Below are 21,472 nucleotides of genomic sequence, written 5' to 3'. Positions count from 1 at the left end.
GTTAGGGCACCCGGATCGCCTGCAGGACAGCCTCGATGATGCGCTCGGACGTGATGCCCTTGCTGGCCGCCTCGAACCCCAGGATCAGCCGGTGCCGCAGCACCCGGTGCGCGAGCTTGGCGATGTCGTCGGGAACGACGTGGGCGCGGCCGGACAGCACCGCGAGGGCCCGCGCGGTCTGGCACAACGCGATGGTGGCGCGCGGGCTGGCGCCGTACTCGACGAGCCGGGCCAGCTGGGCGGGCAGGAACTGCTCGGGGTTGCGGGTGGCGCCGACGAGTCGGCCGGCGTAAAGCATCAGCGCCTGGTCCATGTGCACGTTGCGCACGACGTGCTGCGCGCGCCGCACATCGTCGAGGGTGACGACCGGTCGTGCGCGGTGCTCGCGGTCGTAGAGCCCGGCGTCCATCCGGAACATGACCTCGACCTCTTGTTCGGCGGAGGGGTAGCCGAGGATCTCCTTGATCATGAACCGGTCGGTCTGCGCTTCGGACAGCGGATAGGTGCCTTCCTGGTCCACCGGGTTCTGGGTGGCGATCACCAGGAACGGCTCCGGGATCGGGTAGACGGTGCCCGCGATGGTGGTCTGGCGCTCCTCCATCGCCTCGAGCATCGCGCTCTGCGTCTTGGCGCTGGACCTGTTGATCTCGTCGAGCAACACGATGTTGGTGTGCACCGGGCCCAGTTGGGTGACAAACGAGTTCGTCGCGGCTTCGTACACCTGGGTGCCGATGATGTCGCTGGGCAACAGGTCCGGGGTGCACTGGATGCGCTGGAACCCGCCGTGGATGGATTCGGCGATCACCCGCGCGGCCGTCGTCTTGGCCAGACCCGGAACGCTTTCGATGAGGACGTGTCCGCCGGTGAGCAGGCCGATGAGCAGCGACTCGCGCAGGTTCTCCTGCCCGACGACCTTGGCGGAGAACGCCTCGGAGACCGCGGTGGCGATGCGGTGCGCGTCGGCGATATCGCGGCGGTCGAGTCCGGTGCGTGCTGCGGTCATTCAGGGCCTTTCGGGATGCGGACAGCGTTGGTTACCCCGGCGAGGGTAGGCGCACACGTCTTGTCGCGACCGTTGACGTCAAGTAAAGTTGACAGCGTGATCGATATCGACGCTCTGACCAGCACCGACCCGGCGGTCGGCCTGAAGGCCGTGCACGCGCTGCAGCGATTCCAGCAGCGGATGGAGGCGATCCACGTCGCGAACGCGCGCGAACAGGGCTGGAGCTGGCAGGCCATCGCCGGCGCGCTGGGGGTCAGCCGACAAGCCGTACACCAGAAGCACAACAGGAGGAAATGACATGTTCGAGCGGTTCAGCCGCAGCGCCCGCGTCTCGGTGACGCTTGCCCAGGAAGAGGCGCGCGAACGGGAGTCCGAAGCGATCGGTCCCCAACATCTCTTGGTCGGCGTCCTGCAGAGTGCCGGGCGCGACCTGGCCGGGCTGCTGAGCGGCTACGGGTTGACCGCCCAGGTGGTCCGCGAACGGCTGGACGCACATTCACCATCGGGTGATCCGCTGTTCGACGACGACGCCGAGGCGCTGAAGTCGATCGGCATCGACCTGAATGCCGTCCGTGACCGGGTGAATCGGGCGTTCGGAAAGGATGCCTGGGACAACGCGTTCGGCAAGTCCGGCCGGCGCAGCCGTCGTTTCGGCCACGTCCCGCTCACCAAGCCCGCCAAGAAGGTGCTCGAACTCGCGCTGCGGGAAACGCTGGCGCACAAGGACAGCACGATCGGATGCGAGCACCTCATGCTCGGCATCCTGCGCGGCGGTGACGAGTTCACCATCGGGCTGATCGCCGAGCACGTGGGCGTGGATGAGTTGCGTTCGGCGATCGCCGGCCTGCTCGACCAGGCCGCCTGACCCCTTCTCGTTCTCCCGGCGAGCAGCCGCCGGCACCCCGTCATTGCGCTGTTTTCAGGGCGATGTCACGTCTGCTCGCGACGGGTCGTGCTAACCGAGGAACCGCTCGATGTAGGGGGTGAACCGGGCCTGCAGGTCGTGCTCGTCGAGACCGAACATCTGCGCCGACGTCGCCACCCGGCCGAGCCTGCCGCGCTGATGACCTTCGAGGTAGCCGAGCATCGCGGCGCGTTCCTCGGCGCTCATCGTCTCCCCGGCAAGCTCGTAGATCGCTGCGGCGACGCCCATTTCGTCTGCCATGAAGTCGTCGAAGCGCACGTCGATCGAACGATCCTGCGGCAGCACGTCGCGGTCGCGGATGAGCGCGCCCAGCATGAGCTCGAGCCGCTGCACCCATGACGCCGCGATCTCGTCCACCGGCACCGGCGAACAGTGCATCCGCGCCGAGTAGGCGATCATCGTCAGCATCGACAGCACGACCGGCACCGGGTCGCGGTGCGTGACGATCACCACGACGTCGGGGAACACCTGGTTCAGCACCGGCAGCTGCTCGAGATGCTGCGGTGACTTGAGCAGCCAGCGCCGCCCGCCGCGCAGGAACTGCAATGCCTTGAGCTGGGTGACCAGGTGCTCGTAGTGCGGGGTCTGATCGTGTGACAGGTAGTAGTCGCGCCAGCGCGGCACGTGCGCGAGCGTCTCGAACAACATCGACGAGAAGTCGTTGGCCAGCAGCTGAATTTCCTCGTGCACATGATCGGTCGTCATCTCGTGCATCAACGCGAAATGCGGCATCACCGCGTTCATGAACTCGACGGCGGCGTCCATCCGCAGGCGGCGCGGATCCGGTTCGACACCGACCTCGGTCGGCAGCGGGAACGGCTCGTTGCTCTCCCAGTACGGGATCGTGCGAAACGTCGGCCCCGCCGCCAGCAGGTTGTGCAGGTGGGTGGTGCCGGTGCGGGGCAGACCGGCGATGACGATCGGCGGCACCAGCTCGATGTCGTGGATCTCCGGATGCCGGTTCAACAGGTCGGTCAACAACAGCCGGTTCTTCAACCATTGCACCAGCTGCGCGTGGAAGTTCACCACACCGGCCGCGTGCAGGTGGGGAATCTCCTGCAGCGCAGCCAGATACACGTCCAAGCGCGCACGGTAGTCGTCGGCGCCGAAGTCGTGCAGGCCGGTCTCGGCCGCGGCCTTGGCGTGCAGCACGTCAGCGTCGAGCGGGCACTCGGGCGCCATCGCCGCCATCATCTGCCGGATCGGCTCGACCGCCTCGGGGAAGCGGGGCTCGGCGAGGTCGGTCAGCTGTACGGGATCGGTCACGACGGGTTATGTTACTGTCAGTTTCGTAATGACGGTGGAGATCGGGCGACCCCGCGATCCGCGGATCGACGGTGCCGTGCTCGAGGCGACGGTCGAGCTGCTCGGGCAGACGGGATACGCCGCGCTCTCCGTCGATGCGATCGCCCGCCGGGCCGCCACCAGCAAGCCGGCGATCTACCGCCGCTGGCCCAGCAAGGCCCACGTCGTACACGAAGCCGTCTTCCCGATCGGGGCGGCCACCGAGCTGCCCGACACCGGGTCGGTCGGCGGCGATGTGCGCGAGATCCTGCGCCGGACGGTGGCCGTGCTGACCACCCCGGCCGCGCGTGCGGCGCTGCCCGGGCTGGTCGGGGAGATGGCCGCCGATCCCACCCTGCACGCCGCGCTGCTCGAGCGCTTCGCCCACATCCTGGGCCGCGGGCTGACCGACTGGCTCGACGTCGCCGTCGCACGCGGCGAGGTCCGTGCCGAGGTGAGCGCGGCCGACGTCGTCGACGCGATCGCAGGCATCACGTTCTTGGCCCTGATCACCCACGCCGACACGCTCGACGACGCGTGGATGAACCGCACCGCCGAACTCATCACGAAAGGGATCAGTGCATGACGCAACACGAATCCACGAGAGCGTGGCACGAACTGCTCGACACGCTCGGCAGCCTCGACGCCGCCTTCCTCGAGGGCGAGCGCGCCGTCACCGACGACCGCCACGTCGCCGACGGCTACCGCATGCTCGCGACCACGCTGGGCGTCGCGCTGGACAACTACCTGTTCGCCGAGCCGAGCCGGCCGATGTGGATCGAGGTCAACTCGCCCTATCGGCGCGACCGCCGCTGGGGCGGCGACAATACCGACGCCTACTACTACATGTGCCCGATCGACCCGAAGCGGCGCTACCGCATCAGCGGCAATCGCGGTGACAGCGTGTACTTTTCGGTGACGGCCTACAACGAGCCCGCGCCCGGGGCGTGGTCGGACCGCATCGTGACGATCGTGCGCGACGACGACCTGGACTCCTCAGGCGCCATGGATGCCGAGGGCAACTTCACCTTCGACCTGGGGCCGACCGAAGACGGCGTCGTGCTCATGACCCGGGATTACCAGGCCGACCCGGCGACCGGACGCCCGGTGTCCTGGCGCATCGAGGCGCTCGACGAACCCGACCCCATCCGCCACGGCGACGCCGAAACCGCTGCGGCACTGCGGGCCAGCGCGGCGTGGCTGCGCACCATGTTCGCGATCGTGCCGCTGGCCGTCGGCGTGCGCGCCAACGACGACAAAACGCTCGGCCACGAGATCTCCCAGGTGGCAAACGAATTCGCCGAGCCCTACCAGGTGCCCGACGCCAACTTCGGCTGGTCGGCGCGCGACGCCTGCTACTCCTACGGCAGCTTCGTGCTCGAGGACGACGAGGCGCTGGTGGTCACGCACACCCCGCCGGCGTGCCGGTTCTGGAACCTGGTGGTGTGGAACCAGTTCATGGCCGCCCACAGCGCCGATGACGCCCGGTGCTCGATCAACGGTCACACCGCCGTGCCCAACGCCGACGGGTCGGTCACCGTCGTCGTCTCACGGGCAATGACCGAGCATCCGAACGCGATCACCACGGTGGACTATCCACGCGGCAACCTGGCGTTCCGCTGGTTCCTCGCCGACGAGGTGCCGGCCCGCCCGCAGGTGCAGCTGGTCAAGGTCGCCGACTTGTGATTTCGGCGCGCTTATCGCCCGTGAGCGTCCGTCAGCGCGCCGAAATCACCAAAGTCAGGGCGGTCGCGACGGCCCACACCAGCATCGTCAGCCCCGTGTCGCGCAGCACCGGGATCAGCGCCTTACCGCCGAGGCCCCGGCGCACCGGACGTGCCGCGCGCACGGCGAGCGGCAGCGCCGCCAGGCCGGCCGCGGCCCACGGCGTCGCACGCATCAACGCCAGCGTCACCACGAACGCCGTCGCCACCAGTACCTGGTACAGCACCCGGGTACGGCCCTCACCGAGGCGCACGGCCAGCGTGATCTTGCCCGTCTGTTTGTCGGTCGGGATGTCGCGCAGGTTGTTGGCCACCAGCACCGCCGACGACAGACACCCCATCGCCACCGCGCACGCCACCCCGACCCAGTCGATCCGCAGCGCCTGGGTGTACTGCGTGCCGAGCACCGCGATCAGGCCGAAGAACACGAACACCGCGACCTCGCCCAGCCCGGAATATCCGTAGGGTCGCGACCCGCCGGTGTACAGCCACGCCCCGGCAAGGCATAGCGCGCCGACCGCGATCAGCCACGGCGCGCTGAACCAGGCCAGCACCACCCCGGCGACCGCGGCGACGGCCAGGCTCACCACCGCGGCGGTCAGCACCGCCCGCGGCGCGGCCAGCCGCGACCCGACCAGCCGCAGCGGCCCGGCCCGCACGTCGTCGGTGCCCCGGATGCCGTCGGAGTAGTCGTTGGCGTAGTTGACTCCGACGATCATCGCCACCGCAACAAGCAACGCCAGCAACGCCTTCCACCAGCAGGCGGCACCGAGCCAAGCTGCGGCCCCGGTGCCGGCGATGACGGGGGAGATCGCGTTGGGCAACGTCCGGGGGCGAGCGCCCTCGACCCATTGCGCGAAACTGGCCACGAGCGTCATCGTCGCATGACGGACAATGACCCAATGCTCGGAGTCATCGGAGGCAGCGGCTTCTACTCGTTTTTCGGCGACGACGCGCGCAGCGTGCGCCTGGACACCCCATACGGCGCGCCGAGCGCACCGATCACCATGGGCACCGTCGGCGAACACGAGGTCGCGTTCCTGCCCCGCCACGGCGTCAACCACGAGTTCTCCCCGCACAGCGTGCCCTACCGGGCCAACATGTGGGCGCTGCGCGCGCTCGGAGTGCGGCGGATCTTCGGGCCGTGCGCGGTCGGCAGCCTCACCCCCCAGTACGGCCCGGGCGCCACGGTGGTGCCCGACCAGCTCGTCGACCGCACCACCGGGCGCCCCGACACCTATTTCGACTCCGGCGGCATCCACGTCGGGTTCGCCGACCCGTACTGCCCGTCGTTGCGCGCCGCGGCCAGCGGGCTGCCCGGCGTCGTCGACGGCGGCACCATGGTGGTGATTCAGGGGCCGCGGTTCTCCACCCGCGCCGAGAGCCAATGGTTCGCGAGCCAGGGTTTCACGCTGATCAACATGACCGGCTACCCGGAGGCGGTGCTGGCCCGTGAGCTCGAAATGTGTTATGCGGCCATCGCATTGGTGACCGACCTGGACGCCGGCATCGACGCGAACAGCGCGGTACGCGCCGTCGACGTCTTCGCGGAGTTTCAGCGCAACCTGGTGCCGTTCCGCAAACTCGTCCACGAGGCCATCGAGAACCTCGACGACGAACGCACCTGCACGCACTGCCTGGCCCACGACGGCGTCCAGCTGCCCTTCGAGCTGCCGTGAGAGTTCTGCTGACCGGCGCCGCGGGCTTCATCGGAGCCCGGATCGCCGCCGCGCTGCGCGACGCCGGCCACGATGTCGTCGCTGTCGACGCGATGCTGCCCGCCGCGCACGGGCCCGGCGCCGAGGCGCCCGACGGCTGCCGGGTGCTCGATGTCCGCGACGGGCCGGCGCTGGCGCCGCTGCTGAAGGGCGTCGACGTGGTGTGTCACCAGGCCGCGGTGGTCGGCGCGGGGGTCAACGCCGCCGACGCACCGTCCTACGGCAGCCACAACGACTACGGCACCGCGGTGCTGCTCGCCGAGATGTTCGCGGCGGGATGTGAGCGGCTGGTGCTGGCGTCGTCGATGGTGGTGTACGGGCAGGGCCGCTACGACTGTCCCGAACACGGCCCGGTCGAACCGGACCCGCGCACGCGCGAGGACCTCGACGCGGGCGTGTTCGACCATCGCTGCCCGGTGTGCGGGACGTTCGTGCAGTGGCGGCTGGTGGGCGAGGACGCGCCGTTGCGGCCGCGCAGCCTGTACGCCGCCAGCAAGGCCGCCCAGGAGCACTACGCGCTGGCCTGGTCGGAGGCGACCGGCGGGGTCGTCACCGCGCTGCGCTACCACAACGTGTACGGCCCGTACATGCCGCGTGACACCCCGTACTCGGGGGTGGCGGCCATCTTCCGCTCGCAGCTGGAATCCGGCGACGTGCCAAGGGTTTTCGAGGACGGTCAGCAGATGCGCGATTTCGTGCACGTCGACGACGTCGCCGCGGCCAACGTGGCGGCGGTGGCGGCCGGGCTCGGCGGGTTCGCCGCGTTCAACGTGTGCTCGGGCCGGCCGATCTCGATTTCCCAGGTGGCGACCGAGCTGTGTGAGACGCGCGGGGACGCAGCGCCCGTCGTCACCGGGCAGTACCGCAGCGGCGACGTCCGCCACATCGTCGCCGACCCGGCCCGCGCCGCCGAGCTGCTCGGCTTTCGCGCCGTGGTGGACCCGCGCGACGGGCTGCGTGAGTTCGCGTTCGCACCGTTGCGGACCTGATGCGCCGCGCGACGGTCGTTGTCGTTATCGTCACGCTTGTGGCGACGGGGCTTTTGGGGTTGATCTGGTCGCAGCAGCGACGGTTGGTCTACTTCCCGTCGGCAGGTCCGGTGCCGTCGGCGGCCACGGTGTTACCCAGCGGGCGCGACGTGGTCATCGAGACCGACGACGGAATCTCGTTGGGCGCGTGGTATTTCCCGGTGTCCGGAGACGCACCCGCGGTGCTGGTGTGCAACGGCAACGGCGGTGACCGGTCGGGCCGCTGGCCGCTGGCCGCGCTGAACCGGATGGGCCTTTCGGTGTTGCTGTTCGACTACCGCGGTTACGGCGGCAACCCGGGCCGTCCGACCGAGGACGGGCTGGCCGCCGACGCGCGCGCCGCGCAGCAGTGGCTGGCCGCGCAGCCCGGCGTCGAGCAGCTGGTGTACTTCGGGGAATCGCTGGGTGCGGCAGTGGCGGTCGGGCTCGCGGTGCACCAGCCGCCCGCGGCGCTGATCCTGCGTTCGCCGTTCACCTCGCTGGCCGACGTCGCCGCCACGCACTATCCGTGGCTGCCGGTGCGACGGCTGCTGCTGGACCGGTTCCCGTCGATCGAGCGGATCGCGTCCGTGCGGGCTCCGCTGCTGGTGATCGCCGGCGACCGCGACGACATCGTGCCCGAGCAGCTGAGCCGGCGCCTCTACGAGGCGGCTAACGAACCCAAGCGCTACGTCCTGCTGTCTGGCGCAGGCCACAACGACCAGGTGATGCTCGACGGCGCGGTGATGCTCGACGCGATCGGCGGGTTCCTGTCGTCGACGGGGGTGACTTAGCGATACTGGCCGTGTGAAACCCGCGATCTGCGAACAGTTCGGTATCGACTTCCCGCTGTTCGCCTTCAGCCATTGCCGCGACGTCGTGGCCGCCGTGACCAACGCCGGAGGCTTCGGTGTGCTCGGCGCGACCGCCTACACCCCCGAGATGCTGGACCAGGAACTGTTGTGGATCGACGAGCACGTGCACGGCAAACCCTACGGGCTGGACCTCATCGTGCCCGCCAAATTCGAAGGCAAGGGCGAGAAGCTCTCCGACAGCGCGCTGGCCAGCCGGATCCCGTCTGAGTACCGCAACTACATCGACGAGTTACTCGCCAAGCACGGCATCGAACCCGACGAGTCACCGCGCACCGGGTCGTCGCTGCTGTCGGGCAACACCGGCCAGGATCTGCTGCAGGTCGCGATGAGCCATCCGATCAAGCTGATCGCCAACGCGTTGGGTGTTCCGCCGGACTACATGATCGAGGCGGGCAAGGAGAACGGCATCCCGGTCGCGGCGCTGGTCGGCGCCAAGGAGCACGCCGTCAAGCAGGTGCAGGCCGGCGTCGACCTGATCGTCGCGCAGGGCACCGAGGCCGGCGGGCACTGCGGTGAGGTGACCACGCTGGTGCTGGTGCCCGAAGTGATCGAGGCGATCGAAGGCGCCGTGCCGGTGCTGGCCGCGGGCGGCATCGTCACCGGCAGGCAGATGGCCGGTTGCGTCGCGATGGGCGCCGACGGCGCATGGACGGGCTCGGTGTGGCTGACCACCGAGGAAGCCGAGACCCCGCCCTACACGGTGCAGAAGTTTCTGCAGGCGTCGTCGCGCGACACCATCCGGTCGGCCGGTCGCACGGGAAAGCCGGCACGGCAACTAGTTTCGGATTGGACACAGGCCTGGCTGCCCAACGACGGCGGGCAGCGGCCGCTGCCGCTTCCGCTGCAGTCGATGGTGGCCGAGCCGGTGATCCGCCGTGTCGACGTGTTGGCGTCCCAGGGGCATCCGGGCGCGCAGGCGTTGGCGACCTACTTCGTCGGCCAGGGGGTGGGCCTGATGAACAAGGTCAAGCCGGCCCGCGAGGTGGTGCGCGAGTTCATCGAGGACTACCTGTCGGCCACCGAACGGCTGAGCAACTCGCTGCCCGACTGACTGCGATTTCGGCGCGCTCATGCCCGCTCAGCGTCCGTTACCGCGCCGAAATCACTCGGCGTCGCCGGTCACCGTGGTGCTGCCGTGTCTCAACGAGGCGGAGTCGCTGCCCGGTGTGCTGGCGGCGATACCGGCCGGCTATCGGGCGTTGGTCGTCGACAACAACTGCACCGACGACACCGCGCAGGTGGCGCGGCGACACGGCGCCGACGTGGTCGTGGAGGCCCGGCCGGGCTACGGGGCGGCCGTGCACGCCGGGGTGGTGGCGGCGAGGACGCCGATCGTCGCGGTGCTCGACGGCGACGGGTCGCTGGATCCCGCCGATCTCCCGGCCCTCGTCGAGGACCTGGACCGGGCCGACATGGCGATCGGGCGACGACGCGCGCTGGCCGGGCTGCGCTGGCCGTGGCACGCCCGGCTGGGCACCGCCGCGGTGTGCTGGCGACTGCGCCGCCGCCACGGCCTGCCCGTGCACGACATCGCCCCGATGCGGGTCGCCCGGCGCGAGGACTTGTTGGGCCTGGGTGTGACGGACCGCCGATCGGGGTACCCGCTTGAACTGCTGGTCCGGGCGGCCGCCGCGGGCTGGCATGTGGTGGAGCGCGACGTCGCCTACGGTCCACGGACCGGCGGACAATCGAAGGTCAGCGGATCACTGCGCGGCAGTGTGGTGGCGGCCCTTGACTTTTGGCGGGTGATCTCGTGACGGTGCTACCGGTGGTCGGGTTGGTGGTCGCCAAGGCGCCGGTGCCCGGGCTGGCCAAGACCCGGCTGGCCGCCGCGATCGGTGCGCGCGCCGCCGCCGACATCGCCGCCGCCGCGCTTCTCGACACGCTCGACGCGATGATCGCCGCGCCCCTGCAGGAGCGGGTGGTGGCGACGGTGGGCAACCTCGACGACGCCCTACGCATCGACGAAATCCGGGACCGGCTCGGCGAATTCATCGTCGTACCCCAGCATGGCGCGGACTTCGCCGAGCGGCTCGCCAACGCGCACCAGGACGCCGCCGACGCCGCAGGCCACCGCACGGTGCTGCAGATCGGGATGGACACCCCGCAGGTGTCCGACGAGGTGCTCACCGATTGCGCGCAGGAACTGCTCGGCGCCCAGGCCGTCGTCGGCGTCGCCGAGGACGGCGGGTGGTGGGTCCTCGGCGTGGCCGACGCCGCGATGGCCGACTGCCTGCGCGGGGTGCCGATGTCGCGAGCGGACACCGGCGCGTTGACGTTGGCCGCGTTGTACGCCAAGGGAATCGACGTTCAGCTGGTGGCCGAACTCGCCGACTTCGACACCGTCGACGACCTTGACGCCGTCGGCCGGGCCTGCCCCGCGCGCAGCCGGTTCGTCCAGGCGATCCAGGCGGTGCAGGTCTGAGCTGATCACCAGTTCGTCAGGATGAGGTGGTTCAGCGCCAGCGCGCCGACGACGTTGAGCGCCAGCCACCAGCGCTGCGATCGCTGCGGTAGGAGCGCCGCCGCCGCGGGCAGCCACACCGTGAACGGCAACCAGATCCGTTCCGTCTCAGCCTTACTCAACATCGACAGGTCGGCGAACGCGATCGCCAGCAAGACACCGATCACCACCATGTGCAGGCCGCAGCGCCGCTTGATCGCGCCGATGTCGAAGACCCGTCCGGCACCGGCGACGCTGCCCAGCCCGATCGCGCAGACCACCGACGCCAGGTTCGCCCACCCCCAGTACGCGAACGGCCGGTCGTTCGCGATGCCCTGCCAATAGCGTTCCTGCACAAGAAGGTAGCCGTCGAACCACCAGAACCCCGCGACCAGAAACACCACGGCCACCGCGCAGGCGACCACAACCGCAGGCACCACCGCCCGCAGCGCCGCCCGCCACGACGACGCGCACACCAACACCGCCACCGCGGGCAGCGCCATCAACACCAGGCCGTAGTTGAGGAAGACGCCCCAGCCCAACAGCAGCCCGGCCCCTGCTGCGGCCAACGCCGGCCAGCGCACCGCAGATCGAACGGCCAACGCCAACAACGCGATACCCCACGCCGCCACGCCCGCGAAATACCCGTCGGCCGACACCGCGATCCAGATCGCGGTCGGGGCCACCGCGACGAACGGTGCCGCCAACCGCGCTGTGTTCTCGTCGGCCAACGCGCGCACCGCAACCAGGATCGCCGCCGCGGCGCTGGAACCCACCAGAAGGCACAGCAGCGCCGCCCACCCGCCGCCGCCAAGGCCGATACGATCCAGCCACACGAACGTCAGCAGCGCCCCCGGCGGATGGCCCGACACGTGGGTGATCCACGAATCCGGTTGATAGTCAAGGATCCTGCTGGAGAAGGTGCGCACCGCTTCAGGGATGTCGGTGACGGTCGGCACCTGACGCAGGTACTCGTGACGGGCGGTGAGCCGGCCTGCGAATCCGCGCTGCCAGCCGTCGATCATCGCCAGCGAGAACGCCCATGCGCAGGCCGTCGCCCAGGTCAGCCACACCAGCGCCCGCCACCGTAACCGGCCGGCGATCCGCTGCCCCCACAGCACCGCCGCGGCACCGATCACGATCGCGGGGATGGTGCCCCAGCCGACGTGGGCCTGGAACCACCCGAAGATCGGCGCCGCGCCCGCGAACGCTTCGAACCGCTCCGGTGAGGCGTTGATCAGCGGTGTGACCCCGATGTCCAGGCGCGGCAGCACGAACGCCGCCGCCACCAGCACCGCCCCGACGGCGACGGCCACCACTTCGCGGCGCACCCCATACATGCGCCCCACCCTATTCAGCAGAGCCGAATTGGAATGCGCCTCCGTGAGTGCTCACGACCAGCCGCTGTTCGCCGCGACGGCGCTGGCCGAACGTACCGGCGTCGACGCGTCCGTCATCACGGTGGCCGGCGGTGCTGCGTGCTTCGCCGAATCCGGATCGCGCGGTGCTGGTCAAATAAGCGCCTAGTACAGCGCCTTCCGGAAGTTCTCCTCGCTGTAGTACTCGTCGAGTTGTTCCTGGCTCCAGTCGTGCCGGATGGCCTTGGCGATCCGCGCGGTGCTGGGCAGCGCATCGGGCGCCCAGGTCGACGGGTCCCACACATCGGCCCGCAGAAAAGCCCTGGCGCAGTGGAAGAACACCTCTTCGACGGCGATCTCCAGCGCCAGCGTCGGGCGTACCCCCGCCACGACCAGCGCGTCGAAGTAGTCGGCGTCGGCGAGGATGCGGGCGGTGCCGTTGATGCGCAGCGTGTCGCCGCGCCCCGGTATCACGAACACCGTGCCGACCTGCGGGTTCTGCAGCAGGTTGAGGTAGCCGTCGACGCGTTTGTTACCGCGCCGGTCGGGAATCGCGATCGTGGTGTCGTCGATGATGTGCACGAAGCCGGCCGGGTCGCCCTTCGGGGACACGTCGACGCGGCCCTGCGCGTCGGTGGTCGCCAGAAAGCACAGCGGCGAGTTCTCCAGCCATTGCCGTTGCACCGCCGACAGCTGGTCCTTGACCTTGTTGGCGACGTACTGGTCGGGCTCCCCGACGATCGCCCGCAGTTGCTCGACGTTCTCGACTTCGCGACGCATCGTCATATCATGCCCCGCGCCGGCCTAACCGGTGTTGCGCGCCCGGGTAGCTGGCGTCAGCCGCTGAACCGGGCCACCAGCGCGCGGCGGTCCAGCTTGCCGATGCCGCGGCGCGGCAGCGACGCCACCGCGTGCACCTCCCGTGGGGCGGCGGTGACGGCCAAAGTCTGCGCGACGTGCTCGCGCAGCGCGGCCACCGTGGGTGCGGCCGCACCCGCTGCGACGACGACGGCCGCCGCGACCCGCTGGCCGAGCCGTTCGTCGGGCACCCCGAACACGGCGCAGTCGGCGACGGCGGGATGCGTCGCCAGCGCCGCCTCCACCAGCTGCGGCAGCACGGTCAACCCGCCGGTGCTGATCGCCTCGTCCACCCGGCCGAGAATCCGCAATCGCCCCGAATCGTCCACCGCGCCAAGGTCGTCGGTGCGAAACCAGCCCGGCTCGTCGAACGGGTCGGGATGCACAGGGTTGCGGTAGCCCTTGGAGATCGTCGCGCCGCCCAACACCACCCTGGTGTTCTCGATGCGCACCCGCACCCCGTCCAGCGCGACGCCGTCGTACACGCACCCGCCCGCGGTTTCGCTCATCCCGTAGGTGCGCACCACCGCGACACCTGCGTCGGCGGCGCGCTGCGCCAGCCCGGCAGGCAGCGGGCCGCCGCCGATCAGCACGGCATCCAGCGACGCCAACGCGGACGTCGCCGCCGGATCGCGCAGCGCCTTGTCGAGTTGCGCCGCCACCAGCGAGGCGTAGCGCCGCCCCGAACCCAGCGACCCCACCGCCGAAATCAGTTCGGCCACTTCGAATCCCGGCGCGATCGCCACCGGCGTCGTGCCCGCGACGACGCTGCGCACCAACACCTGCAGTCCCGCGACGTGGTGGGCGGGCAGCGCCAGCAGCCACCGACCGGCACCGCCCAGCCTCGCGTACGTGGCGTCGGCGCTGGCCGTCAACGCGGCGGCTGTCAGCATGGCGCCCTTGGGCACACCGGTGGTGCCCGATGTGGACACCACCACGGCGACGTCGTCGTCGATCTCGGAGTCGGCGCGCAATGAGGTTGTCAGCATTGAGGTTGCGCGCGGATCGCCGGCAGGGACCGGCAGCACCGACACCCGCCCGGCGAGTGCGTCCGCCACGACGGGCAGCATCGACAGCGCCGCCGCGCCGGACGCGACGGCCACGGGGCGCAGGACGGCTATGCGGTCTCCTCGGGGTCGCGGGGGTCGTCGAGCGGCCACCCCTTGGCGGCCAACCGGCTGCGCACCCGTTCGACGTCGTCGACCGACGGCAACCCGTCGGTGATCTGGGTGATCAGCACACCGATGTCGGCGTGGTCGAACTCGCCGCGGGCCATCAACTCCCGCGCGACGGCCTTGACCTCGTCGTCGGTCAACCGCCGCCTGAGCAGCGCCAACAACGGCACCCGGTCAGGGCCGGGCACACCCTCGGGATAGCCATCGGTGATCCATGCCACGATCTTGGCCAGAAACTTCGTCACAGTTGCTCACGATGCTAGCGGGGTTGCGCGCCAAGCAGGTACAGCCCGGTCTGGTGGCCGATGAAGTCCCGCGCGATGAACAGCACGCCGATCAGCACCCCCACCACGACCAGCGCGAAAATCACCCAACTCAACGCCGCCACCATCGGATGCCGTTGCGCCGCACTGTGCTCGGTGACACCTGCGCCCTCGGCGCTGAGCCGCACCCCGATCGCGAACAGCGTGGGAAGCCCGGCCCCGAGCACCAGACCGACGGCCAGGATCTTCAGCGCCGCGGTGTAGTTGAACCACTCGGTCACGGTCGGTCTCCGGTTCTCGATGTCATACGGGCTCGGGTGTCTTGACCGGCTGCGGCGGTAAAACCGGTACGGGCGGGACCGGCGGCACCGCGGTCTGGGCGGCCGTACCCGCGGTCAGCGTGCCTTCCCAGTCGTTGTTGACGTTCTGGTGGTCGATCGGCGCCTTGCGCGACTGCAGCCAGATCGCCACGGCCACCGCCACCAGCACTCCGAACCCGACCCCGGCGCCGAAGTAGCCGCCGATGGCGTCCACCAGCCAGTACGTGACGGCCCCGACGAACCCGGCGGCGGGCACCGTGATCAACCACGCCGAGGCCATCCGGCCTGCCACCCCCCAGCGCACCTCCGCGCCGCGCCTGCCCACCCCGCTGCCGAGGATCGACCCGGTGGCCACATGTGTGGTCGACAGCGAGTAGCCGAAATGGCTGGACAGCAGAATGATTGCCGCCGAAGAGGATTCGGCCGCCATACCCTGCGGCGGCTTGATCTCGACGAGGCCCTTGCCCAGCGTGCGGATGATGCGCCAGCCGCCCAGGTAGGTGCCCAGCGCGATCGCCACCGCGCACGACAGGATTACCCAGAACGGTGGCATCGGATCGGATTCGTTCACCGAGCCGTAGGCGATCAGCGCCAGGAAGATGACGCCCATCGTCTTCTGCGCGTCGTTGGTGCCGTGCGCCAGCGACACCAGCGCCGCGGAGCCGACCTGCCCGTAGCGGAACCCGCGTTCGGTGCGCTTTTCCGGAACGCCGCGCACGATGCGGTACACCAGCCAGGTGCCCACCCCGGCGACGACGGTCGCGATCACCGGGGCCAGCACCGCGGGCACCAGCACCTTGGACACCACGCCCTGCCAGATCACGCCGTGCCCGCCGACCGCGGCCAGCATCGCGCCGACCATGCCGCCGATCAGCGCGTGCGAGGAGCTCGACGGCAGACCGAACAGCCAGGTCAGCAGGTTCCACACGATGCCGCCGACCAGGCCGGCGAACACCAGCTCCAGGCTCACCAGGCCCGGATCGATGAGCCCCTTGGCGATCGCCGCGGCCACCGCGGTCGATAGAAACGCCCCGACCAGGTTGAGTACCGCCGACATGGCGACGGCGACCTTCGGCTTGAGCGCGCCGCTGGCGATCGAGGTCGCCATGGCGTTGCCGGTGTCATGAAAGCCGTTGGTGAAGTCGAAAGCCAGTGCCGTGATCACGACGATGATCAGCAGAAAAAGCTCAAGGCTCACAGTGCGGATTCTCCGGGTGGCATAACGGGCATTTCGCTATCCTCTGGTGTCGCGCCGCAGCGGATGGGTCTCCGGAACCTGCACGAATATGAGAAGCACGCCGTCCGGATCGTGTACATGCATCTCGTGTAAACCCCATGGTTCCTGGCGCGATTCCCTGGCGATCGGCACACCCCGGCCTGCCAGCTCGTTCTCGGCCGCGTAGACGTCGCGGACCTGCAGCCACATCGCGCCGCCGGCGTTGGGTGTGCCGTGGTCGGCGAGCTCGATGAGCGACTGACCTGCGTAGAAGACGGTACCCGCGCCGTAATCCCTGGCGATAGCCAGCCCCAGCTCGTCGCGGTAGAAGCGCAGCGAGCGTTGGTAATCGGCCGGTCGGATGAGCATCCGGCTGGCCAGGATCTCCATACAGATGTGTGTAGCACGTCAGCGCCGTGATCCAATCGCGACACCCGGCGCGTCACCGGACTCGCCGCTCGACGTCGCGCCAGTAGGGTTCCCGCAGCTGTCGTTTGAGCAGTTTGCCGCTGGGATTGCGGGGCAGTTCGGCGGCGAAGTCGACCGATTTGGGCAGCTTGAAGCCGGCCAACCGGTCGCGGGCGAACCGGATCAGGTCGGCGGTGTCCAGCGCGGCCTCGGTCGCGGGCACGACGACGGCTTTGACCGCCTCGCCCCAGGTGTCGTCGGGGACCCCGATGACGGCGACGTCGGCGACCTGGGGGTGGGCCATCAGCACGTTCTCCACCTCGACCGGGTACACGTTCTCGCCTCCGGAGACGATCATGTCCTTGACCCGGTCGTAGAGGTATACGTAGCCGGCGTCGTCGCGGTAGCCGACGTCACCGGTCTTCAGCCAGCCGTCGGCGGTGATCGTCGCCGCGGTGGCCTCCGGGTTGTTCCAGTACCCGAGCATGTTCTGCGCCGAGCGGGTCCACACCTCGCCGACGGCGCCGGTGGGCACGTCGCGGCCGTCGGCGTCGACGATGCGGACCTGCACCCACGGGTATGCCTTACCGCAGGAGCGCAGCAGCTCGGCGTCATGGTCGTCCAATTGCGTGATGGATCCGGTGGTTTCGGTCATGCCGTAGACCTGGCACAGGTGGCAGTCGAACCGTTCGATGGCCTTGATCAGGACGTCGTCGGTGATCGGTGACGCACCGTAGACGATGACGCGCAGGCTCGACAGGTCCGCGGCCTCGACTCCGGGGGTGGCCAGCAGACGCTGGATCACCGCGGGCACCAGCAGCATGTTGGTGACGCGGTGGCGGGTGATCGCGGCCAGGATCGCGTGCGGGTCCACCTCGCGCAGCACGACCGTCGGGCAACCGACGTACAGGCCGACCAGCGCCCAGCCGAAGCCGGCCATGTGGAACAACGGCATCACGGCCATGCTCACGGCGTCGGCGGTGAACCGCCACTGCCCGGCACACCCGACCGTCTTGGCCAGGTAGTTGGCGTTGCTCAGCATCACCCCCTTGGGTGCACCGGTCGTCCCGGAGGTGTACATCATGACCGCGACATCGTCGGAATGCGTTGTGACACCGGGATCTTCGGCGGGATAGCAAGCCAGCCAGTCGTCGAACGCCTGCCATCGATCGTGCGCGCCGATCGCCACCACGGTGTGCACGTCGGGCAGCTCGTCGAGGACGGCTTCCAGGTGCCCGAAGAACTCGTCGCCCACCACGACCACACCGGCTCCGGCGTCGGCGATGACGTGGGCCATCTCCGGGGCGGCCAGTCGCCAGTTGACCGGGACGCCGACCGCGCCGAGTTTGGCCAAGCCGCACATCGTTTCGAAGAACTCGGCGCCGTTCTTCTCGACGAACGCCACCCGGTCGCCGAACCCGACACCGGCCGCGCGCATCGCCTGCGCGGCACGGCTGGAGCGCGCGTCGAGCTCGGCGTAGGTGATGGTGCGCTCACCGCAGATCAGCGCGACGGCCTCCGGGCGCGCGGCGCCGTGGGCGCGCACGACGTCGGCGATCGTGGCGATCTGGGGCATCGAGGTCAGGGCTGCACGGTCTGACGCTTCATCAGCGCGTTGAGCCAGTTCGGGGCGACGGTGTCCAACGCCCTGGCGGTCATCGCGATCCGCGGCGCGATGCGCACCGGCCGTTTGCGCGCGGCCAGGATCATCCAGTCGGCCGCCTCGGCCGCGGTGAGCGCGGGCAGGCCCTCGTAGGCTTTGGTCGGCGCGATCATCGGGGTGGACACCAGCGGGTAGTACAGCGTCGTGGAGTGCACACCGTGGTGGGACCACTCGGTCTCGATGACCCGGCTCACCGTCGACAGCGCGGCCTTGGACGCGTTGTACACCCCGAACAGCGGGGAGGCTTCGCTGAGCACACCCCACGTCGACACGTTGATGATGTGGCCGTCGCCGCGCTCGCGCATCCCGGGGGCCAACCCGCGGATCAGGCGCAGCGGCGAGTAGTAGTTCAGCGTCATCGTGCGCTCGACGTCGTGCCAGCGGTCCAGCGATTCGGCCAGCGGGCGGCGGATCGACCGGCCCGCGTTGTTGATCAGGATGTCGACGCCGCCCAGGTCGCGGTCGACCTTGGCGACCAGCGCGTCGACCTCGTCCAGGTCCGCGAGGTCACACGCGTGCGCGGTGGCCGTGCCGCCCGCGCCGGTGATCCGTGCGACGACCGCCTCGAGCAGCTCCTGGCGACGCGCGGCCACCACCACCGTCGCGCCCCGGCGGGCGAACTTCTCCGCGGCCGCCTCGCCGATACCCGACGACGCCCCGGTCAGCAGTACGCGCTTACCGCTGAGGTCGACGTCGGAAAGGTCGGGGCGCAGCATCACCAGCTGCGGCGCCAGCGGCGGCCGCATGGTGGTCAGGACAACCTGCTCGCGCAACCGCCGCAGCGGGCTCTTACTCACGAGTCCGCAGTCTACGAGGCCCGCGAACGTGGGTTACCCGCACACCATTCGCGGCTCAACCGTGACACGAGCCCACACTCGGCGGCCTGGTCCGTCAGAAGTAGCGCGGGAAGGCGCTCCAGTCCGGGTCGCGCTTCTCCAGGAACGCGTCGCGGCCCTCGACGGCCTCGTCGGTCATGTACGCCAGCCGGGTGGCCTCCCCGGCGAACAACTGCTGGCCCACCAGGCCGTCGTCGGTGAGGTTGAACGCGTACTTGAGCATGCGGATGGCCTGCGGCGACTTGCCGTTGATCTGCGCGGCCCACTCCAGGGCCACCTTCTCCAGGTCCTTGTGGTCGACGACCTCGTTGACCGCGCCCATCGCGTGCATCTGCTCGGCGGTGTAGGGCTTGCCTAAAAAGAAGATCTCCCGGGCGAACTTCTGGCCGACCTGTTTGGCCAGGTAGGCGCTGCCGTATCCGCCGTCGAAGCTGCCCACGTCGGCGTCGGTCTGCTTGAAACGCGCGTGCTCGCGGCTGGCCAGCGTCAGATCACACACCGCGTGCAGGCTGTGCCCGCCGCCGGCCGCCCAGCCGTTGACCAGGCAGATCACCGGCTTGGGCATGAACCGGATCAGGCGCTGCACCTCGAGGATGTGCAGCCGGCCCGCTCGCGCCGGATCGACCGTCTCCGCGGTCTCACCCGAGGCGTACTGATAGCCGCTGCGGCCCCGGATGCGCTGGTCGCCGCCCGAGCAGAACGCCCAGCCGCCGTCCTTGGGCGAGGGGCCGTTACCGGTCAGCAGCACCACCCCGACATCCGAGGACATCCGGGCGTGGTCGAGCACCCGGTAGAGCTCGTCGACGGTGTGCGGGCGAAACGCGTTGCGCACGTCGGGCCGGTCGAAGGCCACCCGCACGGTCGGTTGCGGTTGACCGTCGAGCACGTGCCGGTGATAGGTGATGTCGGTCAACTCCACGCCGGCGACCGGCTGCCAGAGTGACGGGTCAAAAGGGTTGTCGCTCATGCGTTTACCGGCTCCAGGAGAAAGACGGGGCAGCGGCCCGCGAGGTTTTCGAATTCGTCGGGGTTGGGCCCGGTGACCAGGCCGATGGTCTTCATGAAGTCGACGCCGGTCGGCACCTTGACGGGGAACTCCCGCAGCAACGGGCGCGCCTGCTCGACGGGCATCTCCACCACCCGGACGCGTTGGCTGGTGCGGCCCTGGTGCAGCGTCGCCTCACCGGCGGCCCGGACGTTGGCGGCCCAGTCGGCGCCCGGCACCCCGCCGACGATGTAGCGCTTACCGTCCACGGTCATCGGGGTGACCGGCGTGGAACGCGGCTTGCCGGTCTTGCGGCCGGGCACGCTCAGCACCACCGGGCCCTTGCCGCCGAAGCCGACGCCGAGTTTCTGCAGACCGATCATCACTTTGTTGACGTACTTCAGCCACCACGGCAACGGAGTGTTGGACATGGTCACGACGCTACGTGACCGCCTCGGCGCCCGACACCGGCAGGCGCTGAACCGTGCGGTCGTGCACCGCGCCCCAGTTCCGGGGAGCAGACACAGAATCGTGTCGACACGCCGGTGCGCATACGATTCTGCGTCTGCTCACGGTGGGAAGGTGATCGGTGATGGCGCATCGTCTGGTTACCGCTTACCGGGAGGGCCGCAAAGCCTTCCCGCACACGCTCGTCAACCCGTATGCCGGCATCGGCGACCGCGCGGTGGCGCGGATGTGGCGGCTGGGCTGGCAGCGGGCCGCCGAGGAGAACCGCGGCATCCCCAGCGAGGAAGAGCGCATCGCGCGGTTGGCCGCGGAGATCGACGCGCTGCTTGACTGATGGAGCCGCTGGCGCGCGTGGCCGCCCGGTTGGCTCGGCAGCACCGGGTGGTCCTCGGGATCTGCGGCGCGCCGGGCGCGGGAAAGTCGACGTTCGCCGAGGCCGTCGCCGCGGCGTTCGACGGTGCCGTGTGCGTGCCCGCCGACGGCTTTCATCTGGCTGACGTGGAGTTGACGCGGCTGGGCCGGCGTGACCGCAAGGGCGCCATCGACACCTTCGACGCTTACGGCTATCTGACGCTGCTGCAACGCATTCGGGCCCAGCCCTCACACACCGTTTACGCGCCGGCGTTCGCTCGTGACCTCGAACAGCCGATCGCGGGCAGCATCCCCGTCGCACCCCAGACGCGGCTGATCGTCACCGAAGGCAACTACCTGCTCGACGACGACGCGCCGTGGCCCGCCGTTCGGGACCTGCTCGACGAGGTTTGGTTCCTCGACGTTGCGCGCAGCGAACGTCAGCAGCGACTTGTCAAGCGGCACATACAGTTCGGCAAGACAACGCAGCAGGCGCAGGCCTGGGTGCGCGACGTCGACGAACCCAACGCCGACCGGATCGAAGCCTGTCGGCACAAGGCCGACCTGATCGTGCCCCTCCCTTCCTAGCGCG

27 protein-coding genes are annotated in these 21,472 nt (G+C 69.6%); 13 read left to right on the top strand and 14 right to left on the bottom strand.

The annotated features are described in order from the left end of the window. Window position 1: 1 nt before the first annotated feature. Window positions 2–1,003 carry an AAA family ATPase gene (locus K3U96_RS22895; protein WP_069405415.1) on the bottom strand — a complete coding sequence of 334 codons (1,002 nt, stop codon included), beginning with the start codon at window positions 1,001–1,003 and terminating at the stop codon, window positions 2–4. 96 nt (window positions 1,004–1,099) lie between these two features. On the opposite strand from K3U96_RS22895, the gene K3U96_RS22890 reads away from it, so the two are divergent. Next, on the top strand, window positions 1,100–1,300 hold the full coding sequence (locus tag K3U96_RS22890; protein WP_084223179.1) for a helix-turn-helix domain-containing protein: 201 nt from the start codon (window positions 1,100–1,102) through the stop codon (window positions 1,298–1,300). Between the two features lies 1 nt (window position 1,301). Further along, window positions 1,302–1,868, top strand: a complete 567-nt coding sequence (locus K3U96_RS22885) for a Clp protease N-terminal domain-containing protein (RefSeq protein ID WP_069405416.1) — start codon at window positions 1,302–1,304, stop codon at window positions 1,866–1,868. Window positions 1,869–1,958: 90 nt separating this feature from the next. Here the strand turns inward: K3U96_RS22885 and K3U96_RS22880 are convergent, their stop codons facing one another. Further along, window positions 1,959–3,122: a sulfotransferase family protein gene (locus K3U96_RS22880; protein ID WP_275086048.1), complete on the bottom strand. Its 1,164-nt coding sequence runs from the start codon at window positions 3,120–3,122 to the stop codon at window positions 1,959–1,961. Window positions 3,123–3,222: 100 nt separating this feature from the next. Between K3U96_RS22880 and K3U96_RS22875 the strand changes: the two genes are divergently transcribed. Together K3U96_RS22875 and K3U96_RS22870 are read left to right on the top strand one after the other, a co-directional pair. Continuing rightward, on the top strand, window positions 3,223–3,798 hold the full coding sequence (locus K3U96_RS22875; protein WP_220691201.1) for a TetR/AcrR family transcriptional regulator: 576 nt from the start codon (window positions 3,223–3,225) through the stop codon (window positions 3,796–3,798). Beyond that, window positions 3,795–4,898, top strand: coding sequence for a DUF1214 domain-containing protein (locus tag K3U96_RS22870; RefSeq protein WP_220691200.1), 1,104 nt, complete (start codon window positions 3,795–3,797; stop codon window positions 4,896–4,898). The genes K3U96_RS22875 and K3U96_RS22870 overlap by 4 nt, the downstream gene beginning before the upstream one ends. 31 nt (window positions 4,899–4,929) lie before the next feature. On the opposite strand, the gene K3U96_RS22865 is transcribed toward K3U96_RS22870, so the two are convergent. Continuing rightward, entirely contained in the window at window positions 4,930–5,805 is an 876-nt protein-coding gene (locus tag K3U96_RS22865; protein WP_220693657.1) for a 1,4-dihydroxy-2-naphthoate polyprenyltransferase, read from the bottom strand. Window positions 5,806–5,838: 33 nt separating this feature from the next. On the opposite strand from K3U96_RS22865, the gene K3U96_RS22860 reads away from it, so the two are divergent. From K3U96_RS22860 to K3U96_RS22835, 6 genes are read left to right on the top strand one after another with little or no spacing between them, the layout of a single operon-like run. Beyond that, window positions 5,839–6,615: an S-methyl-5'-thioadenosine phosphorylase gene (locus K3U96_RS22860; protein WP_069405436.1), complete on the top strand. Its 777-nt coding sequence runs from the start codon at window positions 5,839–5,841 to the stop codon at window positions 6,613–6,615. Beyond that, on the top strand, window positions 6,612–7,643 hold the full coding sequence (locus tag K3U96_RS22855) for an NAD-dependent epimerase/dehydratase family protein (RefSeq protein WP_220691199.1): 1,032 nt from the start codon (window positions 6,612–6,614) through the stop codon (window positions 7,641–7,643). The genes K3U96_RS22860 and K3U96_RS22855 overlap by 4 nt, the downstream gene beginning before the upstream one ends. After that, window positions 7,643–8,455, top strand: a complete 813-nt coding sequence (locus K3U96_RS22850; protein WP_220691198.1) for an alpha/beta hydrolase — start codon at window positions 7,643–7,645, stop codon at window positions 8,453–8,455. Before K3U96_RS22855 ends, K3U96_RS22850 begins: the two co-directional genes overlap by 1 nt. Window positions 8,456–8,468: 13 nt before the next feature. Beyond that, a complete protein-coding gene (locus K3U96_RS22845; RefSeq protein ID WP_220691197.1) occupies window positions 8,469–9,587 on the top strand; it encodes a nitronate monooxygenase in 1,119 nt (372 codons plus the stop codon). 19 nt (window positions 9,588–9,606) lie between these two features. After that, window positions 9,607–10,293, top strand: coding sequence for a glycosyltransferase family 2 protein (locus tag K3U96_RS22840; protein WP_220691196.1), 687 nt, complete (start codon window positions 9,607–9,609; stop codon window positions 10,291–10,293). 2 nt (window positions 10,294–10,295) lie between these two features. After that, window positions 10,296–10,961, top strand: coding sequence for a TIGR04282 family arsenosugar biosynthesis glycosyltransferase (locus K3U96_RS22835; RefSeq protein ID WP_220693656.1), 666 nt, complete (start codon window positions 10,296–10,298; stop codon window positions 10,959–10,961). Between the two features lie 5 nt (window positions 10,962–10,966). Here K3U96_RS22835 and K3U96_RS22830 read toward each other — a convergent pair whose 3' ends face one another. After that, window positions 10,967–12,319, bottom strand: a complete 1,353-nt coding sequence (locus tag K3U96_RS22830) for a hypothetical protein (RefSeq protein WP_220691195.1) — start codon at window positions 12,317–12,319, stop codon at window positions 10,967–10,969. Between the two features lie 43 nt (window positions 12,320–12,362). On the opposite strand from K3U96_RS22830, the gene K3U96_RS22825 reads away from it, so the two are divergent. Beyond that, window positions 12,363–12,506: a hypothetical protein gene (locus K3U96_RS22825; RefSeq protein WP_220691194.1), complete on the top strand. Its 144-nt coding sequence runs from the start codon at window positions 12,363–12,365 to the stop codon at window positions 12,504–12,506. Here the strand turns inward: K3U96_RS22825 and K3U96_RS22820 are convergent. From K3U96_RS22820 to K3U96_RS22775, 10 genes are all read right to left on the bottom strand, one after another. Next, complete coding sequence (locus K3U96_RS22820; RefSeq protein ID WP_220691193.1) at window positions 12,503–13,117, bottom strand: pyridoxamine 5'-phosphate oxidase family protein; 615 nt, start codon at window positions 13,115–13,117, stop codon at window positions 12,503–12,505. The two genes, K3U96_RS22825 and K3U96_RS22820, sit on opposite strands and share 4 nt — an antisense overlap. Before the next feature lie 56 nt (window positions 13,118–13,173). Then, window positions 13,174–14,265, bottom strand: coding sequence for an o-succinylbenzoate--CoA ligase (menE, locus tag K3U96_RS22815; protein WP_220693655.1), 1,092 nt, complete (start codon window positions 14,263–14,265; stop codon window positions 13,174–13,176). A 47-nt stretch (window positions 14,266–14,312) separates the two neighbouring features. Then, complete coding sequence (locus K3U96_RS22810; protein WP_069406359.1) at window positions 14,313–14,615, bottom strand: DUF3349 domain-containing protein; 303 nt, start codon at window positions 14,613–14,615, stop codon at window positions 14,313–14,315. A 14-nt stretch (window positions 14,616–14,629) separates the two neighbouring features. Beyond that, window positions 14,630–14,914 carry a hypothetical protein gene (locus tag K3U96_RS22805; RefSeq protein WP_069406358.1) on the bottom strand — a complete coding sequence of 95 codons (285 nt, stop codon included), beginning with the start codon at window positions 14,912–14,914 and terminating at the stop codon, window positions 14,630–14,632. 22 nt (window positions 14,915–14,936) lie between these two features. Continuing rightward, window positions 14,937–16,151 (bottom strand): inorganic phosphate transporter, encoded by a 1,215-nt coding sequence (locus K3U96_RS22800; RefSeq protein ID WP_069406357.1) that lies wholly within the window; start codon window positions 16,149–16,151, stop codon window positions 14,937–14,939. Window positions 16,152–16,187: 36 nt separating this feature from the next. Continuing rightward, window positions 16,188–16,559: a VOC family protein gene (locus tag K3U96_RS22795; protein WP_069406356.1), complete on the bottom strand. Its 372-nt coding sequence runs from the start codon at window positions 16,557–16,559 to the stop codon at window positions 16,188–16,190. 52 nt (window positions 16,560–16,611) lie between these two features. Further along, the gene (locus tag K3U96_RS22790; RefSeq protein WP_220691192.1) at window positions 16,612–18,153 is read right to left on the bottom strand and encodes a long-chain-fatty-acid--CoA ligase; all 1,542 of its coding nucleotides are present in this window, start codon (window positions 18,151–18,153) and stop codon (window positions 16,612–16,614) included. Window positions 18,154–18,158: 5 nt separating this feature from the next. Continuing rightward, complete coding sequence (locus K3U96_RS22785; protein ID WP_220691191.1) at window positions 18,159–19,037, bottom strand: SDR family oxidoreductase; 879 nt, start codon at window positions 19,035–19,037, stop codon at window positions 18,159–18,161. 94 nt (window positions 19,038–19,131) lie between these two features. Continuing rightward, window positions 19,132–20,043, bottom strand: coding sequence for a 1,4-dihydroxy-2-naphthoyl-CoA synthase (locus K3U96_RS22780; RefSeq protein WP_220691190.1), 912 nt, complete (start codon window positions 20,041–20,043; stop codon window positions 19,132–19,134). Then, window positions 20,040–20,492 (bottom strand): nitroreductase family deazaflavin-dependent oxidoreductase, encoded by a 453-nt coding sequence (locus tag K3U96_RS22775; protein WP_220691189.1) that lies wholly within the window; start codon window positions 20,490–20,492, stop codon window positions 20,040–20,042. Before K3U96_RS22775 ends, K3U96_RS22780 begins: the two co-directional genes overlap by 4 nt. A 161-nt stretch (window positions 20,493–20,653) precedes the next feature. On the opposite strand from K3U96_RS22775, the gene K3U96_RS22770 reads away from it, so the two are divergent. Continuing rightward, window positions 20,654–20,863, top strand: a complete 210-nt coding sequence (locus K3U96_RS22770) for a ribosome modulation factor (protein WP_069406352.1) — start codon at window positions 20,654–20,656, stop codon at window positions 20,861–20,863. Continuing rightward, a complete protein-coding gene (locus K3U96_RS22765; RefSeq protein ID WP_220691188.1) occupies window positions 20,863–21,468 on the top strand; it encodes a nucleoside/nucleotide kinase family protein in 606 nt (201 codons plus the stop codon). Before K3U96_RS22770 ends, K3U96_RS22765 begins: the two co-directional genes overlap by 1 nt. The last annotated feature ends 4 nt before the right edge of the window (window positions 21,469–21,472 follow it).

Origin of the sequence: Mycolicibacterium holsaticum DSM 44478 = JCM 12374, assembly GCF_019645835.1 — a bacterium.
GTDB classification, from domain to species: domain Bacteria; phylum Actinomycetota; class Actinomycetes; order Mycobacteriales; family Mycobacteriaceae; genus Mycobacterium; species Mycobacterium holsaticum.
Note: the sequence above shows the minus strand (reverse complement) of the source record. Positions and strands in the feature narration are given on the sequence as shown.

Excerpts from the sequence above, each read along its gene's own strand:
- K3U96_RS22895 (WP_069405415.1), bottom strand. The coding sequence starts at position 1,003 with ATGACCGCAGCACGCACCGGACTCGACCGCCGCGATATCGCCGACGCG.
- K3U96_RS22885 (WP_069405416.1), top strand. The coding sequence starts at position 1,302 with ATGTTCGAGCGGTTCAGCCGCAGCGCCCGCGTCTCGGTGACGCTTGCC.
- K3U96_RS22880 (WP_275086048.1), bottom strand. The coding sequence starts at position 3,122 with ATGATGGCGGCGATGGCGCCCGAGTGCCCGCTCGACGCTGACGTGCTG.
- K3U96_RS22875 (WP_220691201.1), top strand. The coding sequence starts at position 3,223 with ATGACGGTGGAGATCGGGCGACCCCGCGATCCGCGGATCGACGGTGCC.
- K3U96_RS22870 (WP_220691200.1), top strand. The coding sequence starts at position 3,795 with ATGACGCAACACGAATCCACGAGAGCGTGGCACGAACTGCTCGACACG.
- K3U96_RS22860 (WP_069405436.1), top strand. The coding sequence starts at position 5,839 with ATGCTCGGAGTCATCGGAGGCAGCGGCTTCTACTCGTTTTTCGGCGAC.
- K3U96_RS22850 (WP_220691198.1), top strand. The coding sequence starts at position 7,643 with ATGCGCCGCGCGACGGTCGTTGTCGTTATCGTCACGCTTGTGGCGACG.
- K3U96_RS22840 (WP_220691196.1), top strand. The coding sequence starts at position 9,607 with ATGCCCGCTCAGCGTCCGTTACCGCGCCGAAATCACTCGGCGTCGCCG.
- K3U96_RS22830 (WP_220691195.1), bottom strand. The coding sequence starts at position 12,319 with ATGTATGGGGTGCGCCGCGAAGTGGTGGCCGTCGCCGTCGGGGCGGTG.
- K3U96_RS22820 (WP_220691193.1), bottom strand. The coding sequence starts at position 13,117 with ATGCGTCGCGAAGTCGAGAACGTCGAGCAACTGCGGGCGATCGTCGGG.
- menE (WP_220693655.1), bottom strand. The coding sequence starts at position 14,265 with ATGCTGCCCGTCGTGGCGGACGCACTCGCCGGGCGGGTGTCGGTGCTG.
- K3U96_RS22795 (WP_069406356.1), bottom strand. The coding sequence starts at position 16,559 with ATGGAGATCCTGGCCAGCCGGATGCTCATCCGACCGGCCGATTACCAA.
- K3U96_RS22790 (WP_220691192.1), bottom strand. The coding sequence starts at position 18,153 with ATGCCCCAGATCGCCACGATCGCCGACGTCGTGCGCGCCCACGGCGCC.
- K3U96_RS22780 (WP_220691190.1), bottom strand. The coding sequence starts at position 20,043 with ATGAGCGACAACCCTTTTGACCCGTCACTCTGGCAGCCGGTCGCCGGC.
- K3U96_RS22775 (WP_220691189.1), bottom strand. The coding sequence starts at position 20,492 with ATGTCCAACACTCCGTTGCCGTGGTGGCTGAAGTACGTCAACAAAGTG.
- K3U96_RS22770 (WP_069406352.1), top strand. The coding sequence starts at position 20,654 with ATGGCGCATCGTCTGGTTACCGCTTACCGGGAGGGCCGCAAAGCCTTC.
- K3U96_RS22765 (WP_220691188.1), top strand. The coding sequence starts at position 20,863 with ATGGAGCCGCTGGCGCGCGTGGCCGCCCGGTTGGCTCGGCAGCACCGG.